The following is a 14,689-nucleotide window of genomic DNA, read 5'->3' on the forward strand; positions in this document are numbered from 1 at the left end:
GCCATGCCAAGACGAATTGAACCTCTGACAGAGCAACAGCTGATACAGGCGGAGCCTGGGGACAAACCATTCAGGTTATTCGACGGCTACGGCCTGTATGTTGAAGTCATGCCGACTGGCTCGAAGGTCTGGCGCATGAAATTTCGGCAAAAAGACGGCAAGGAAAATGCCCTGACATTCGGCCACTACCCGGAAGTCTCGTCGGCGCTTGCTCGATGCCGCCGCGCAGTCGCCCGCCAGATGTTGCATGACGGGCTGGACCCGCGCACAGAGTTCGACGCGGCCCACATGCGTCTACCGAAGCCCGTCAGGCGGCATTGCCTGCTTCCCGTTGCCATGGACGATAGAAAGGTGGAGCGCTGCGTAAGCCAGGTTGGCAGGCAAGCGCTGGAGCGGTTGCACGGCCTTGTATTCCCGGCACTGAGCCGCGTCGTGGCCGACGAAGGCGCGAGAAGCGACATGCAGATCATGCTGGAGAAAATCCAGAAGGAGCGCAGCGCCGAAGTGATTGATTTGCTGTACGACTACTGCGCCGACATCATCTTTGGCTGCCTTGGATTGGGCATTGATGAAGATGATTTGATCGAGGCCATGAGGGATGCCAGGGTGGCGCAGCGGCGGAAGTGAACGGCTCTATGCCGCAGGTATCCCGGTATCTCCCGGCTTCATTCGGCTCTGGCCCCTTTGTTGCCGATTGGCCTGGTGCTTGATGAAGTGACGATTATCGAGCATACCGTGTCTGCAGGTCTGCAGGTCTGCAGGTCAGCGGGCCTCGATACACGCTTGCATCCAGCTTAGCACCTCGCTCCTGAGCCATGCAGAGGAGCGTCCTTGCAGCTTGACAGGGGCAGGGAGGCCCGTGACTACACGCCGACGGCGGGCATGCGGGAAGGCCACAATGTTATACCTTGTTCCAACCCTTACCGACCTCGTACTGATCTCGCCGGCAACGGTCGTGCTCTGAAGTACATAGGCATTGGAATGAGAATCAAAAAACAGATAATGGCTGCAGGGCCAACTTACTCACGCGCTGCGCCCCACCTTCGCCAGCCACTTTATGTTGAATAGTGGGAACATCTTGGCGCTGCAAAAGGTGCTAGGCCATTCGCACGCAGCCCGGTTATTGCGGCGATCTCATGTTGACGAACAAGTAACTGAACTCCATACTTGCAAATGTGCATATATTTCCGTTTTTCAACGGTCCATCATTGGTTTTTAAGGTTCAAACGTGACGCAAAACCTCTTCGCATTCACGGCCGCCGATTCTGCGGCGCAAGCCAACCTCGACGTCTCAATCACTCGCCCCATCCCTGCTTCATTGATAATGCAACATGTGGGGGAGAAAGATGCGGTCGCGTTGCAGGCACTTGAGGAAAATATAGGTGGACTGTATGCCTGGGGCGCCGTCCCTGGTTTCATGAACGACAGGTATTACAAGGTGCTCAAGGAAGGCGACCATGTAATCTGCGTCTTCGGTGGCCGCTGTCGATTTGTCGCGACCGTCACCTACAAACTCGACAACGCGGCGCTCGCACGTGCACTTTGGGGGGAGGCGCAGCCAGGCACGACTTGGCGATGCATGTTTTTCATGACGAGACCCGCTCCTGTGGATGTCCGGCTGAGCGAACTCGACGGTTTCTTGCCTTCGCAGTTCTTTGGATTCGCCCGCGTGGGCGACAATAAAATTCAACATATCATCGATACCTATGGCACGTTGAGCGCATTCATCGAAGCGAAATTGTTGTTGTCTGCGTCCGCGCAGTCTAGCTCCCCGCCCTCCAACGCCAACACTGGCGCAACTGGCGCAGCCACGGCCTTGTGCCTACTCGGCACCGAGAAAGACCCAACCGCGATCGATGACCTTGCCGCCCGCGTGCGGGAAAGAGGCGCAGTAGCGGTCTGGTGGAGCTTCAGGGTCCAATCCGACGCAATACAGCAGTTACCTACACCTTTTCATCTCTACCTTAACGCCGGCTCGGGCAGGATCACACATCGACTGCTCTGTGTGGATCTCGCGGTGGCTGATGATGCTGCGGGTATGCAAACGCCCTGGCCGAAATACACTGCACCGTCGGAATTGGGGCGCACGAACGTCGGTCCCCGACAAAGCGAAATTTTCAAGACCTGGCTCCTCATCGAGGGCGTCGAACAACTCATGCCAGCAGCCAGTCTCAGCGACTTCGAACCGGCCGCCCCTTGGTCGAACCTGACCAATCTGCTGAATCAGAACGCCTTTGGCTACGCCTACCTGATACGCCCCTTCGTCGCCACGCCGTGTGCCGGTTCGATCGCACAAAATAAGGCGCCACTGTCCGTACAGGAGGAGCATGTGCCGTATGGCGTCGACGATGCGATGAGCGACCTGTTCATGGATCTAGGCGACTTTCAAAAGGCATTACGCCTGCTGACACACAAAAAGAACCTGATCCTGCAGGGCTCACCCGGCGTTGGCAAGACATTCGTCGCGAAACGGCTGGCGTATAGCCTCATCGGAATCAAGGCCGATGTAAACGTCGAGACGGTGCAATTTCACCAAGCCTACTCGTACGAAGACTTCATCCAGGGGTTTCGTCCAAAGCACGACGGTTCCGGTTTCGAGATCCGTAACGGCGTGTTCTACCGGTTCTGCGAACGTGCGCGTGCGTATCCGCAACAGAGACACGTGTTCATCATCGACGAGATTAACCGCGGCAATCTATCGAAGATCTTTGGCGAGTTGCTACTGTTGATCGAGGCCGACAAGCGCAGTGCCGACTGGGGTGTGCGTCTGGCTTACGCCGACGAGAAAGCGGTGCCGTTTTATGTACCCGCCAATGTACACCTGCTTGGCATGATGAACACAGCAGACCGTTCGCTGACCTCGATCGATTACGCTCTGCGCCGCCGCTTCGCATTTATCCACGTCAACCCCGGCTTTACACATCCGAAATTTACGTCTTGGTTGGAACAGCAGGGCTGGACAAGCGCTTACACCACCCATATCCGCGACAAGTTCATCGGCTTGAACGGCATTATCGCGGAGGACGAGGAGCTGCGTGAAGGCTTCTGTGTCGGCCACAGTTACTTTTGCGCTGCCAGACCCGCAGGGATGAGTGACTCGGAATACTATTCGGACATTATCGAAACTGAGATCCGTCCCTTGTTGGAAGACTACTGGTTCGATAAGAAGTCGGAACACATCGACGACATCATTGATGACCTGATGTGACATGATTCCGGTCGCAAATCTCTACATGATGCTGGCGTACGCGTGGAACCGTCTGGACCAAGCAAGCGTCGTCGATGTCGCCGCGCTGCATCAGCAGAACCTACCGAGTCTTTTGGCGCATGTTCTCGTCACCGGCGTCTCGCACCTGACGAAGCGCGGCCTGCACAAACAATACCGTGAGCTGGTTGAAGAATCGGGAACGTTACGCGGCAGGGTCGATACGGCCGCGTCAGTCAAGCGCGCCCTATTCCAGCGCGCACGCGCCGTGTGCCAACAGGACGACTACTCGGCCGACGTGATCCACAACCAGATCGTCAAGGCGACGCTGCACCGCTTGGTCAAATGCAGCGACGTCGCACCCCAATTACGCCGCGAAGCCGGCCGACTCGTTCAGCGCCTTCCGGGCGTATCCGACATCGATTTGACCGCGCGCGCTTTTCGTGGCGCGGTAGTGCATCGGCATACGGCCGTGTACGCGTTTCTGCTGGATGTGTGCCAGTTGATCTATAACGAAACCCTGCCGAGCGAAGAAGCAGGAGGATTCTGCTTCCGCGACTTCACGCGCGACGAAAAAAAGATGTGGAGGCTATTCCAGGATTTTGTCCTTAATTTCTATAGAAAGGAACTCTCGGGATTTTCGGTAAACGCCAGCCATGTCAACTGGAGCATCGAGCCTAACGCTGCCGACGGACACCTTTTGCCATCGATGCGAACTGACGTCTCGTTGAAGTCGACGTCGCGCCACATAATTCTCGACACAAAGTACACGGCGAAGATCTTCCAGCGCCACTACCAAAAAAAATCCTTTCGGTCGGAGCACTTATACCAGTTACTCACCTATGTTCAACAGCAGGCCGCATATAACGCCGCGCAGAGCATGCCAGCGCCAGAGGGTATTCTGCTCTACCCGCTGGCTGCCGAGGCAGCCGAGACCCGCTATGTCATTTCTGGGCACCCGCTCTCCATCGCGACCGTCGATTTAGGGCAGCCTTGGCCCCACGTGCGGAAGCGGTTGATATCACTCATTCTGGGGGAGGAAACCGCGATGCCGGTGTATATCGGGTAGACGTTCGCGCCGGCGATTTGTGCAACAAAACCACCTGTATATAGTTGCTCACTGCGCAACTGCTCGGCCGCAGTTCTATCAGGCGGTGACGGGAGCACAAATGCCAGCCAATCACACAAGTGATCGAGGGCACCGGCAAGCAGTTGTTGCTCTGCCTGGTCCTTTTCGACCTGGCGTGCTAGTTTGGTGAACGACGTGCTAATCGCTGCTTGGACTTCGCCTTAGTAGTCCTTCTCTTCCTGCTGACGTAGGTAGTTGCGTATTTCGGTCATCGTGACCGCGCATTCCGGTGCATCGTGACCGATCCGCATGTGGTGGTGTTACGCGGTTAAATTTTAAAGCCTGCGGTCACGATGGGTCCATATTTTTCTCCTTTTTCATGGTTTTCGGCTTTTGCATGCGCAGGGAGTCACCGGTCAGCGTAAAGCGGTGACTGCGCTGCATGAGACGGTCTAGGATGGCGTCGGCGATGGTGCGGGCGCAGGCCTTCCCGGCGCTGAGCCGCGTTTCCGCCGATGAAAGAATGCGAAGCGACATGCTGGCCATGCTGGAGAAAATCCAGAAGGAGTGCAGCGCCGAAGTGATTGATTTGCTGTACGACTACTGAGCCGACAGCATCTTTGGCTGCCTTGGATTGGGCATTGATGAAGATGATTTGATTGAGGCCATGAGGGATGCCAGGGGGGCGCAGCGGCGGAAGTGAACGGCGCTATGCCGCAGGTATCCCGGTATCTCCCGGCTTCATTCGGCTCTGGTCCCTTTGTTGCCGATTGGCCTGGTGCTTGATGAAGTGTCGATTATTGAGTATAGCGTGTTTGCAGGTCTGCTGGCCTCGATACACGCTTGCATCCAGCTTAGCACCTCGCTCCTGAGCCATGCAGAGGAGCGTCCTTGCAGCTTGACAGGGGCAGGGAAGGTGCCCTTCTTGATGCCCGCATAAACGCTGCTGCGCGATTTGCCGCAGGTTGCCAGCACTTCGCCCAGGCGGATGAAGCGCTCTTCGCCCATGCGAGGTTCCACGCGGCGCTCTTTCAGGTATTCGGCTGTCGCTGCTTTCATGGCGTCCCCCTTCGTGAATCAAAAATGCCAGCGGCAGCACCGGGGCGAATGGCATATACCGCAGGCCTTGCCCTGTGACCGATTCGTCCTTCGTCTAGACGCGCTCGCAATCATTATTCCGAAAACATGGGGCCAGTATCGAATGCCGTAATCGCTGGTGCAACAAGAATCGGCCTGCCATGCCACTTGGATCAAGCCTGCCGCGCACTTTGTGTGAGATCAAAGCTGGACACAGGAGCGGGTTCGTGGAAGCTTTAGCAGCTAAAAATTGGACAATCGACAGCGCATTCTTCATGCGATAGATGCATTGGCGCGGCCCCGATTTCATTGGTCCTGTTGCTGTATCGCCGGCACATGTGCATGCGACTGCTGGCATCTCACGCCATCAATACCTATCAGCAATTGTTTTGACCGCCTCTAGGGAGGGGAGCTCTTTCTGTCCACGCGGAAAGGCGCAGCCATCGGATGAGCAGCGCGCTATTGCCGTGCAGTACTCGTACAGCAGACTATGAAAATTTGTTGCTGACATTGATCAAGGTCGGCCCAGATGCATGTCAAATGTTCCCACTTCGGCGCTGCCTATTACCGCTGATTAACCGTGCTACTTTCGGCATACATTCCTGCTAAATCTGCTCCCGTACCGGCAAAAAAATGGTTCAACCGAGGTATTACCCGGTGATTTAAGGGTTCAGTCGCTGCACGGGGCGGAACTACCGTGCTAGTTTCGGCATACATTCCTGCTAAATTTGCTCTCGTACCTGCAAAAAAATGGTTCGGTCGAAGTTGCGTCCGATGATTTTTGTGGTTTAGTCGTTGTGCGAAGCGGGGCAGGATAGGTGAAGTTAGCTAACCTTCGGTTAGCTAACTTCCCACCTGCTTATTCGCACTTCGTGCTCAACGTAACACCCCACATTAGACTTTCGAATGAGCATGCATCTACTGCACCTTTGCGTGAGTCCGTGTCCGTATGGCAGCCTGCCCCTTGCTCCTCGGCAGTCCGACGCGCCTGCGGCGCGCGTTCGTGGTTCTAATCAGGTTTTCGACCGAGCATGCTTCTAAGGCGCTCAATACATCAGTCTGTGTCTAAATGGCGGACCTGACCCTCGCTCCCTCGCTTCGGTTTTCCTATGCGCAAAGCTTCGTGCGAGAGACCTTAGCATCGCCGACGCCAAGTCGTGCCTCTAGCGCGTTGACAGGCGCTGAATGGTGCATTGCCACAATTTCGGAACAGTTGAGCGGCGGACGGTGGACAAGTATTGGCCATCTTTTGTTGCAAGCATCGTTTCGCGGTGACACTTTATGTATTTTTCTACTGGGCAAGATGCTATCCTGATCACATCTGTTAATTTTTTTAGACTCATGCGAATTGAGAGGGTCATTATGCACAATACCTACAACATATATAAGATTCGTCATGAACGATTAAATGATCTAAAACAAAAGTTAGAAATGGTCGGCCTTTTCGAACAGAAGACATTGCAGTCTAAAGAATACGAAATGAAATTTTACTTTTCTGAAAAGGTGGAGGGGAATCCTATTTGGTGGTGGCAAACATACCGTGATTTTTTCAAAGATGGACTGGATGAACCTAAAAATTATTTTTATTTTGGTGTCCTGCTTTGCTCGGATACTAAGAACGAGGAAAGAATATATGCCATCAGTTTAGGTAAAGCTCACTTCTATTTATCTAAGTTCATTAGTTCGGATTTCGGCATAAATTTAGCAGTTCGTATGGCTGACGAAAATACTATTCTTTTAAAGAAAAGTCGATATTTCGCGGGTTCCAAACGACAAGATGTTTCTTCGTACGAGAAATTTCAAAAAGATAGTTATGAGCCAGGGGAGTCAGTAGACCATTTAAAACTCAAAGCGTCGGATAAGGAAATATGGGGAAAGAAAAATATAATTTTTGCTGATTCCATACAAATGGATATGGACATTCATCCGTCGAATCTATCATCTGTTTTCGAACAGATTGACGCTCATTCTGTTAAGGAAGAAATAATTCAGTTGCCAAAACTTGAACAGGTGGAAAATGAATTGGGGGATGATTTAGATGGTTTGCTGCTTGCATGTCTAAGGGATGAACAGGGGAAGGTAAATGTTGAAGAATTTTCCGTTCACGGAGTAGCGATTTGCTTTAGTTTTCACGACTATGAGTATAGACTGTCAGCCAAGAATCCAGGTCAAGATAAATATCATAAGAAAAATATCGGAAACACGTTGGAAATTTCTGCCATTCGTGAATTCCTTGAGGAAAACAGGGATATTGTTGATGTTAATTCAATTCGAGTCCAGTTTCAGAATGATGAACTTGGAAGTTTTACAAAAGGACTCAAGGAGGTCCTAGATCTTCCAATATTCCATGATAATTCATACTACTTCCTCCGAAATGGAGAGTGGTATAAGTTCAATCAAATATTCATGGATTATCTTAAGCGCTCGCTTGAGAGCATCGAGTTAGTTAAAATGATTGATCTGAGCGAAAAAGATTACCTTGCGTGGAAGGCCGAGAAGGAAAGGAAGATTTTAGCAAAAGAAGATGTTGATGATAAGGTGGTATATCGAGAAAGTTATTTCAATAAAAAACTATGTACTGACCATGGTTATGAATTGCTGGATCGGCAACTTACGCAAATGCGGTCATTGAGCGAGGGAAGGCAGAAATATAAGGTTGAAATTGCTGACCTATATAAAGAAAATGAAATAATTTCCGTTAAAATATCTGAAGCTAACCATGATCTTATTTATAATATCGAGCAATCAAAAGACTCGGTTGAGTTAATAATGAGGAAGTCTGTTGATTTTGAACATCAGTTGGTTTCTGCAGGATTGTGGTTCGTATTTGAAGGCGATGTTGAAAAAATTACGGATATAAATTCAGTTCAGTTTTTATTGGCAATAGAAGCTTGGCGGAAATTAGTGAAAAGTTTTAATCTTAAACCGAGACTTTATATATCGAAACATGACTTGACCTAGAATTTTATAAAGTGAAATACGGAAGGTCTAGGTGCCGGTGAGGGTATGTTTTGGGGTATGCGGCAATCTGAACATAGCCGACAATTATGCGCCACAATGGATTCGTTTATGATAGTAATCCCTCCCCCGCCAGGATTTTGAGCAATCTGTAAGTAATTGAATTTAAATTGTTTTTCCGCTTTGCGCTACTCCATTTTGGCGTAGTAGTTTGGAGTAGGGAAAACGCTTTTTTCTTTCGCTTCACCATTCCTTCCCAACGCTTGTTCAGTTGGGAAGTGACTGGCAACGTACTAAGGTGGTGTAGATGATCAAGGATATACCGACAAAGAGCGACTTCGATGCAATTGGGTGCGCATTATTGGATCAGTCCTGGGACATCGTGGCAGTTCTGCTCACACAGTTACAGGATGCCAAAGACTGGATCGATGTTGAAGAAGAAGACGCTTATTGGCGGTTGTCGAATACAAAACTTTCCACAGCTTTAGCGATTGCGCATCAGGGCGCAGAATTCCTGCTAAAGGGTCGAATCGCTGATGTAAGCCCTCTTCTATTGATCTTAAATGCACCGCGAGAATGGCCGAAACCGGGTCCCGATGGCAATATTGCGTTCTCGCAGTTTCGAACTGTTGACGCTCAAGATATCGTGCGCTTGCACGATAGTTGCGCTGCTACCCCACTTGACAAGGATTTCGCGACAAGTTTCGAAGCCCTGCGCATAAGGCGCAATTCTATTATGCATTCCGTGAATCCTGACTTAAAGGTGAACGCTACGATGCTTATAGACGAAATACTAAAAATTTACAACTCACTGATGCCAGCCATCAGATGGGTAGATGCTCGGCGTGAGGCTCTATCCGATTCGTCTGCGTCTCACCTGTGGACTGCAGAGGGCGTAGAGGTAAGCGTTGTACGTGAATTTAATGCGATCAAAGACCTATTGACACCAAAGTCAGTGCTGCAGAATTTTGGCTTTGATAAAAAACGTCGCGCATATCTATGTTCTAACTGTACTTTTTCTACTTGCGCTGAAGATGGTTTTCAGTCTCGCTCCGCAACGCTTTTGACCAAATCGCCGACTTGCGAAGAGTTGAATTGCTTTATTTGCAACCAAACCGAGAATGTCGAGCGAACTGAATGTACTGACGCTGACTGCAATGGTAACGTGATCAGTACAGAATGGGACAAATGCCTTACCTGCGGGGGCGAGTTTGAACGACCAGAGGGTTAAGCTTGAAATTGAAGGGTTAGCAGATCAACCTCTGGGTTTTTCACGAATCACGGCGGACCGCGCGCGCTGGGGCCAAGCTTAGGTACTGGACGAATCTTCGGGCAAAGAAAAATTTGCTGCTGAGGCGGCTGGCCTTGCGTTCTCAGTTCTGCAAGTCGACGAAGCAGTACAAATAGTACGCTACTAACAAATGGCGAATCCTTCACCTCGACATTAACGTATTGTTGACGCTGGACGAGATGTTCGTAAAGTGATAACCAATGAGTCAATTCTGCCCACACAACTTCGTGCCGGTCATCATTGCCGATTCTCAAAGGTAACAGTGGATTTATCATTGGTCACGTCGATTGCTAAATACCCTAACTACACTACCGCTCTGTGCCGCTGTCTAAGCCGCGCAGTGGTTTGGAGGTTCAACCTCCGAGCACGAAAAGCTTAACGGGTGGAAGTGCTAGGTCTTTGGTTTTTCATCGAAATCCTTCTGTCGTTTGATGCGACTAATGGCGGCCCCGAATACAGTTCGGAGGATGACAGCCTTCAGGCAGGCAAGCGCGGTGGGGTAGTCTTCGTTAAACAATGCTCCAATCATGGTTAAGTAGATCGTGGTGTTGCTGTAGGCATGCTTCAGAACCGAGTCAGTGACCCGCTTCAAGCGATTAGTTTTGTTCAAGTAATCCTCCAATTTTTTAGGTTGGAGGTTGCTGCTCTCTTACATGCTGCCGGGTGTAGTAGGACCGGCCTTCTAAATTTATGGGCGTGTGTCCAATTTTGCAAGGACTAGTTTTTGGGATTTCTAGCGACAATTGCTATCGAAACGAGGACCGTACCATTCTGCCTCTTGTGAGACAGGGCTTACGGTTGGCGTTCTTTTTGAAGCATTCTTGGTGGCCGGGGCGGAATCGAACCACGACACAAGGATTTTCAATCCTTTGCTCGAATGGATATTTTTTCGCATTAATTCGTGGTGTTTTATGTAATTTTTTGTTAAGGTCATCGTTGAGGGCATTCTTCAAGTTAATATCCGTCGAAATCGGCTATTCATGCGCATTTTCAGCCATGATTCGAATCCCCCTCTCGTACACGGGCTGAGGTATTGTGCACGGTATAGGCCCTCACAGTTGAGAACGTGATCAAAACCGAGAATGTACGCCCTTGGCGTGTGAAGCTACTCGCGCAGCAGACAGCAGTTGCTCGATTCGACGAAGACCTGGCCAGTATGTCCGCCCCTTCAACTTCCTCGATAGGCTATGAAATTATGCCAACAAGGCCCCAATAGGTTTCTACGGCGCCCAACGCATCAGTCCGTCTCCGAATGGCAGGCCTAGCCCTAGGCAGCTGCTGGCTTCGCTGCCGCCGACTTGCCCCCCGAGCGCGGTTTCACCGCTGCCTCTTTTTTTGCAACGCCACTCACCTTTTCCCCCTTCCCAGACCCAACAACCTCCGCCACCAGCCTCACCCCAAGCGCACCCAGTACGCGGGTCATGGTTTCCATGCGCGGCTGACTATTCGGGCGCAGTGCCTTGTACAGACTCTCGCGCCCCAGGCCAGCCGCCTTGGCGATTTCCGTCATGCCGCGCGCACGCGCGATATCGCCAATGGCGGCGGCAAATATGGCGGCGTCGTTGGTTGCCAGTGCTTGTGTGATGTAGGCGGCGGCTGCCTCATCGCTGGTGATGTATTCCGCTGGGTCGAAGTCTTCCAGATCCAGCCCTTCAAGGTCGGACAGCGTGATGTTGTGCTCAGTCATGATGCACCTCCTGTATTGTTTCGGGTCGCTATTATTTTGTCGGTTTGGCGACGGTTTTCTCTGCGGCAGACTTCTTCAAATCGTTGACCATTTGCCTGGCCTTCTTGATGTCGGCAGCCTGGGTGCTCTTGTTGCCTCCCACTAGCAACACAATCACGTAGCCTTCAACTTCAATGAAGTAGACGCGCCATCCTGGCCCTACATCAATGCGTAATTCACGCATGCCGCCACCAACTGCCTTCACGTCACCCAGCCCGTTTTCCAACCGGACAATGTGCTGAGCGATGATTGCCTTTGTCTTGGAATCCTTGATATCGGACAACCAGTCGCTGAAGTACTTGGTTTTTTTGACCGTCTTCATGAAATCATTGTATTCATTCGAATACAGATGCGCAATCAGATTTGCGTAACCCTTACTCCCCCGCAAACCTTATCCCATCTCAAACCCCGCACAGTTTCCCACATGTATCGTAAGCCTCTCCCACCAAGCCCGGAGAGTCCCGTGCCCTATGCCTACACCAAAGTCGACGACCTGGAAAAAACCTCCATGGTCGGCAACCATCAATGCGTCGCGCTGGTCCGTCATTACGCAGGCGCCCCAGCCACCCTGGCCTGGAAGCAGGGGGAGGCAGTGCTGGGAAATCGCCTGCTGCGCAAAGGCACGGCCATTGCCACATTCGTCAATGGCAAGTATGCGAATCATCAGCAAGGCAATCACGCGGCCCTGTATATGGGACAGACGCTGGACGGTATTCTCGTCATGGACCAGTGGAGAGGCAAGCGCCCGGGCATCGTGACTTCGCGCACCTTGCGTGCCAAAGGCCAGTACAAGAATGGCTTGCATATCGACCCCAGCAACAATGCCGATGCTTTTTTCGTCATCGAATAAGGGGGCATCCATGCAACATCGACGTTTGTTGACCGGCGCCGCCTGCTGCCTATTTCCTATGCTTACTCAGGCTGCGATGCCCGCCGCTTATGTTTGTCCGGACAGCGTGCCCGAGGCGTCGATCAGCCTGAGCGCCGTGCCGGCCGGCTGGACGCCGTATATCGGCAGTCCGCTCTACCTGAGCGCCGCAGCGCCTATCGACGGCGCGCCGGCGCGCAGGGGGCAGCTCGTGCCCAGCAAGGAGCGCACGAAGCAAGGGCGCACGACGCTCAGCTACCGTCTGGAAGGCCGCTATCCAGGCGGCAAGTGGCTGCAATGCAGTTACGGCGTGCATGGCGAAGTCACGCTGTCGCGGAGGATGGACGACAGTGTCAGCCTGTGCGAGTTCACCTACAGGAAAGGCCGCAAGGCCGGGCAGAACGAGATCGATATTGATTGCCGGTAAGTGAGTTGGTATCAGCGGTATTGCTGGGTGAATCGCAGGCCGTTGCAATCAGCGCCTGCAGCTGTGCATGTCGGCTTACGCGTTCCGCTAAGGCGACCTACGCAACTGCCGCCCGCCGGCGGGCCAGACGCAAAAAAGCCCGCCGAAGCGGGCCTTGTCACTCTACCGTCAAGCCAAAAGCTCAGAACTGGTTCATGGTGTTGTCTTTGCCGGCAGCTTTAAGCGCCGCTTCGCCGCTGAAGTAATCCTTGTGATCGTCGCCGATGTCCGAGCCGGACATGTTTTGATGTTTGACGCAGGCGATGCCCTGGCGGATTTCCTTGCGCTGCACGCCGGCCACGTAGCCCAGCATGCCCTGGTCGCCAAAGTATTCCTTGGCCAGGTTGTCGGTCGACAAGGCGGCCGTGTGGTAGGTCGGCAGGGTGATCAGGTGGTGGAAGATGCCGGCTTCGCGGGCCGAGTCGGCCTGGAAGGTGCGGATCTTCTCGTCGGCGGCGATCGCCAGTTCCGTCTGGTCGTATTCCACGCTCATCAGCTGGGCGCGTTCGTAGGCGGACACGTCCTTGCCGTCGGCCTTCATGGTGTCATACACCTGCTGGCGGAAGTTCAGGGTCCAGTTGAACGATGGGCTGTTGTTGTACACCAGCTTGGCGTTCGGGATGACCTTGCGGATTTCGCTGACCATGCCGCCGATTTGCGCGATATGCGGTTTTTCCGTTTCGATCCACAGCAGGTCGGCGCCGTTTTGCAGCGAGGTGATGCAATCGAGGACGCAACGCTCTTCGCCGGAACCGGCGCGGAACTGGAACAGGTTGCTTGGCAGGCGTTTTGGACGCAGCAGCTTGCCTTCGCGCTTGATGATGACGTCGCCATTGCCCAGCGCGTCGGCCGACACTTCTTCGCAGTCGAGGAAGGAATTGTATTGGTCTCCCAGGTCGCCTGGTTCATTCGTCACGGCGATCTGCTTGGTCAGGCCGGCACCCAGCGAATCGGTGCGGGCGACGATGATGCCGTCGTCCACGCCCAGTTCCAGGAAGGCGTAGCGGATGGCGCGGATCTTGGCCAGGAAGTCTTCGTGCGGCACCGTGACTTTACCGTCCTGATGGCCGCATTGTTTCTCGTCGGATACCTGGTTTTCGATCTGGATGCAGCAGGCGCCCGCTTCGATGAACTGTTTCGCCAGCAGGTATGTTGCTTCGGCATTGCCGAAACCGGCGTCGATGTCGGCGATGATGGGCACGACGTGGGTGACGTGGCCGTCGATCTTGGCCTGGATCGCTTGCTTTTCAGCACCTTGGGCAGCGTCCAGCTGGCGGAACAGGCCGCCCAGTTCGCGGGCATCGGCCTGGCGCAAGAAAGTGTAGAGCTCCTTGATCAGGGCCGAGACGGCGGTTTTCTCGTGCATCGACTGATCCGGCAGCGGGCCGAACTCGGAGCGCAGGGCGGCGACCATCCAGCCGGACAGGTAGAGGTAGCGGCGGTCGGTGCTGTTGAAGTGTTTCTTGATCGAGATCATCTTCTGTTGACCGATGAAGCCGTGCCAGCAGCCGAGCGACTGGGTGTACTTGGATGGGTCCGCATCGTAGGCGGCCATGTCGTTGCGCATGATCTTCGCCGTGTACTTGGCGATGTCCAGGCCGGTCTTGAACTTGTTCTGGGCGCGCATGCGGGCGGCGGACTCGGGATTGATGGCGTTCCATGCGCTGCCTTGTTGGTCTTTCAAACCAGCAACAGCCTTGATGTCGTCTTGATATTGGGACATGTGAATCTCCTAAAAAGAAAAGCTATGTTTGAGAAAATCGCCGAGTGCGCCACAACGTCTTGTCGAAGCAAACTGCATGACTAAATAGTAGGCCGATTTGCGCTGATCTTCAAGTCTTATATAAGACATATAACTTAAATTAAGTCTTTGTTTTTAAAGGGCTTAATTATTATTTTTCATGATGTGAAATGAATTTTCAAAAAGTGAGAGAATTAATTGATGAGTCCGCTGTTCGAAATTTCGCGATGTGAAACGTCTTTTCAGAATTTGGTGCAGCGCGACAAATCGGGGCGTAAAAAAAGCCAC

The 14,689-nt window shown here is 52.7% G+C and carries 13 protein-coding genes; 8 read left to right on the plus strand and 5 right to left on the minus strand.

Going from position 1 to position 14,689, the window contains the following annotated elements; genetic code table 11:
• The first annotated feature begins 3 nt into the window (after positions 1–3).
• The 4 genes from ACQ4WQ_RS16885 to ACQ4WQ_RS16900 all read left to right on the plus strand — a co-directional run bounded on the left by ACQ4WQ_RS16885 (position 4) and on the right by ACQ4WQ_RS16900 (position 4,881).
• Positions 4–627, plus strand: a complete 624-nt coding sequence (locus ACQ4WQ_RS16885; protein WP_436498575.1) for a DUF4102 domain-containing protein — start codon at positions 4–6, stop codon at positions 625–627.
• 601 nt (positions 628–1,228) lie between these two features.
• Positions 1,229–3,208, plus strand: a complete 1,980-nt coding sequence (locus ACQ4WQ_RS16890; RefSeq protein WP_436498577.1) for an AAA family ATPase — start codon at positions 1,229–1,231, stop codon at positions 3,206–3,208.
• A gap of 1 nt (position 3,209) precedes the next feature.
• Positions 3,210–4,274 (plus strand): 5-methylcytosine-specific restriction endonuclease system specificity protein McrC, encoded by a 1,065-nt coding sequence (gene mcrC / locus ACQ4WQ_RS16895; RefSeq protein WP_436498579.1) that lies wholly within the window; start codon positions 3,210–3,212, stop codon positions 4,272–4,274.
• A 457-nt stretch (positions 4,275–4,731) separates the two neighbouring features.
• A complete protein-coding gene (locus ACQ4WQ_RS16900) occupies positions 4,732–4,881 on the plus strand; it encodes a hypothetical protein (RefSeq protein ID WP_436498581.1) in 150 nt (49 codons plus the stop codon).
• Positions 4,882–5,015: 134 nt separating this feature from the next.
• Here the strand turns inward: ACQ4WQ_RS16900 and ACQ4WQ_RS16905 are convergent, their stop codons facing one another.
• Positions 5,016–5,333, minus strand: a complete 318-nt coding sequence (locus tag ACQ4WQ_RS16905) for a helix-turn-helix transcriptional regulator (RefSeq protein WP_436498583.1) — start codon at positions 5,331–5,333, stop codon at positions 5,016–5,018.
• A gap of 1,380 nt (positions 5,334–6,713) precedes the next feature.
• On the opposite strand from ACQ4WQ_RS16905, the gene ACQ4WQ_RS16910 reads away from it, so the two are divergent.
• Positions 6,714–8,312, plus strand: coding sequence for a DUF6119 family protein (locus ACQ4WQ_RS16910; protein WP_436498585.1), 1,599 nt, complete (start codon positions 6,714–6,716; stop codon positions 8,310–8,312).
• A gap of 304 nt (positions 8,313–8,616) precedes the next feature.
• Complete coding sequence (locus tag ACQ4WQ_RS16915) at positions 8,617–9,540, plus strand: hypothetical protein (protein ID WP_436498587.1); 924 nt, start codon at positions 8,617–8,619, stop codon at positions 9,538–9,540.
• 451 nt (positions 9,541–9,991) lie between these two features.
• On the opposite strand, the gene ACQ4WQ_RS16920 is transcribed toward ACQ4WQ_RS16915, so the two are convergent.
• The 3 genes from ACQ4WQ_RS16920 to ACQ4WQ_RS16930 form a co-directional block, all read right to left on the minus strand.
• Positions 9,992–10,210 carry a hypothetical protein gene (locus ACQ4WQ_RS16920; protein WP_436498589.1) on the minus strand — a complete coding sequence of 73 codons (219 nt, stop codon included), beginning with the start codon at positions 10,208–10,210 and terminating at the stop codon, positions 9,992–9,994.
• A 657-nt stretch (positions 10,211–10,867) separates the two neighbouring features.
• Positions 10,868–11,287, minus strand: a complete 420-nt coding sequence (locus ACQ4WQ_RS16925; RefSeq protein WP_436498591.1) for an addiction module antidote protein — start codon at positions 11,285–11,287, stop codon at positions 10,868–10,870.
• Between the two features lie 31 nt (positions 11,288–11,318).
• Positions 11,319–11,648, minus strand: a complete 330-nt coding sequence (locus ACQ4WQ_RS16930; protein WP_436498593.1) for a type II toxin-antitoxin system RelE/ParE family toxin — start codon at positions 11,646–11,648, stop codon at positions 11,319–11,321.
• 141 nt (positions 11,649–11,789) lie between these two features.
• Between ACQ4WQ_RS16930 and ACQ4WQ_RS16935 the strand changes: the two genes are divergently transcribed.
• On the plus strand, positions 11,790–12,176 hold the full coding sequence (locus ACQ4WQ_RS16935; protein ID WP_436498595.1) for a BPSL0067 family protein: 387 nt from the start codon (positions 11,790–11,792) through the stop codon (positions 12,174–12,176).
• 10 nt (positions 12,177–12,186) lie between these two features.
• On the plus strand, positions 12,187–12,621 hold the full coding sequence (locus tag ACQ4WQ_RS16940) for an STY0301 family protein (RefSeq protein WP_326458611.1): 435 nt from the start codon (positions 12,187–12,189) through the stop codon (positions 12,619–12,621).
• Between the two features lie 181 nt (positions 12,622–12,802).
• Here ACQ4WQ_RS16940 and ACQ4WQ_RS16945 read toward each other — a convergent pair whose 3' ends face one another.
• Complete coding sequence (locus ACQ4WQ_RS16945) at positions 12,803–14,383, minus strand: isocitrate lyase (protein WP_326458610.1); 1,581 nt, start codon at positions 14,381–14,383, stop codon at positions 12,803–12,805.
• Positions 14,384–14,689 lie beyond the last annotated feature (306 nt).

The sequence above is a fragment of the Janthinobacterium goodfellowi genome, assembly GCF_051380695.1.
Taxonomy (GTDB): domain Bacteria; phylum Pseudomonadota; class Gammaproteobacteria; order Burkholderiales; family Burkholderiaceae_D; genus Janthinobacterium.

What these genes read in the sequence shown, in the direction of transcription:
- mcrC (WP_436498579.1), top strand. Translation starts at nt 3,210, where the DNA reads ATGATTCCGGTCGCAAATCTCTACATGATGCTGGCGTACGCGTGGAAC.
- ACQ4WQ_RS16900 (WP_436498581.1), top strand. Translation starts at nt 4,732, where the DNA reads ATGGCGTCGGCGATGGTGCGGGCGCAGGCCTTCCCGGCGCTGAGCCGC.
- ACQ4WQ_RS16945 (WP_326458610.1), bottom strand. Translation starts at nt 14,383, where the DNA reads ATGTCCCAATATCAAGACGACATCAAGGCTGTTGCTGGTTTGAAAGAC.
- ACQ4WQ_RS16930 (WP_436498593.1), bottom strand. Translation starts at nt 11,648, where the DNA reads ATGAAGACGGTCAAAAAAACCAAGTACTTCAGCGACTGGTTGTCCGAT.
- ACQ4WQ_RS16905 (WP_436498583.1), bottom strand. Translation starts at nt 5,333, where the DNA reads ATGAAAGCAGCGACAGCCGAATACCTGAAAGAGCGCCGCGTGGAACCT.
- ACQ4WQ_RS16915 (WP_436498587.1), top strand. Translation starts at nt 8,617, where the DNA reads ATGATCAAGGATATACCGACAAAGAGCGACTTCGATGCAATTGGGTGC.
- ACQ4WQ_RS16940 (WP_326458611.1), top strand. Translation starts at nt 12,187, where the DNA reads ATGCAACATCGACGTTTGTTGACCGGCGCCGCCTGCTGCCTATTTCCT.
- ACQ4WQ_RS16925 (WP_436498591.1), bottom strand. Translation starts at nt 11,287, where the DNA reads ATGACTGAGCACAACATCACGCTGTCCGACCTTGAAGGGCTGGATCTG.
- ACQ4WQ_RS16885 (WP_436498575.1), top strand. Translation starts at nt 4, where the DNA reads ATGCCAAGACGAATTGAACCTCTGACAGAGCAACAGCTGATACAGGCG.
- ACQ4WQ_RS16910 (WP_436498585.1), top strand. Translation starts at nt 6,714, where the DNA reads ATGCACAATACCTACAACATATATAAGATTCGTCATGAACGATTAAAT.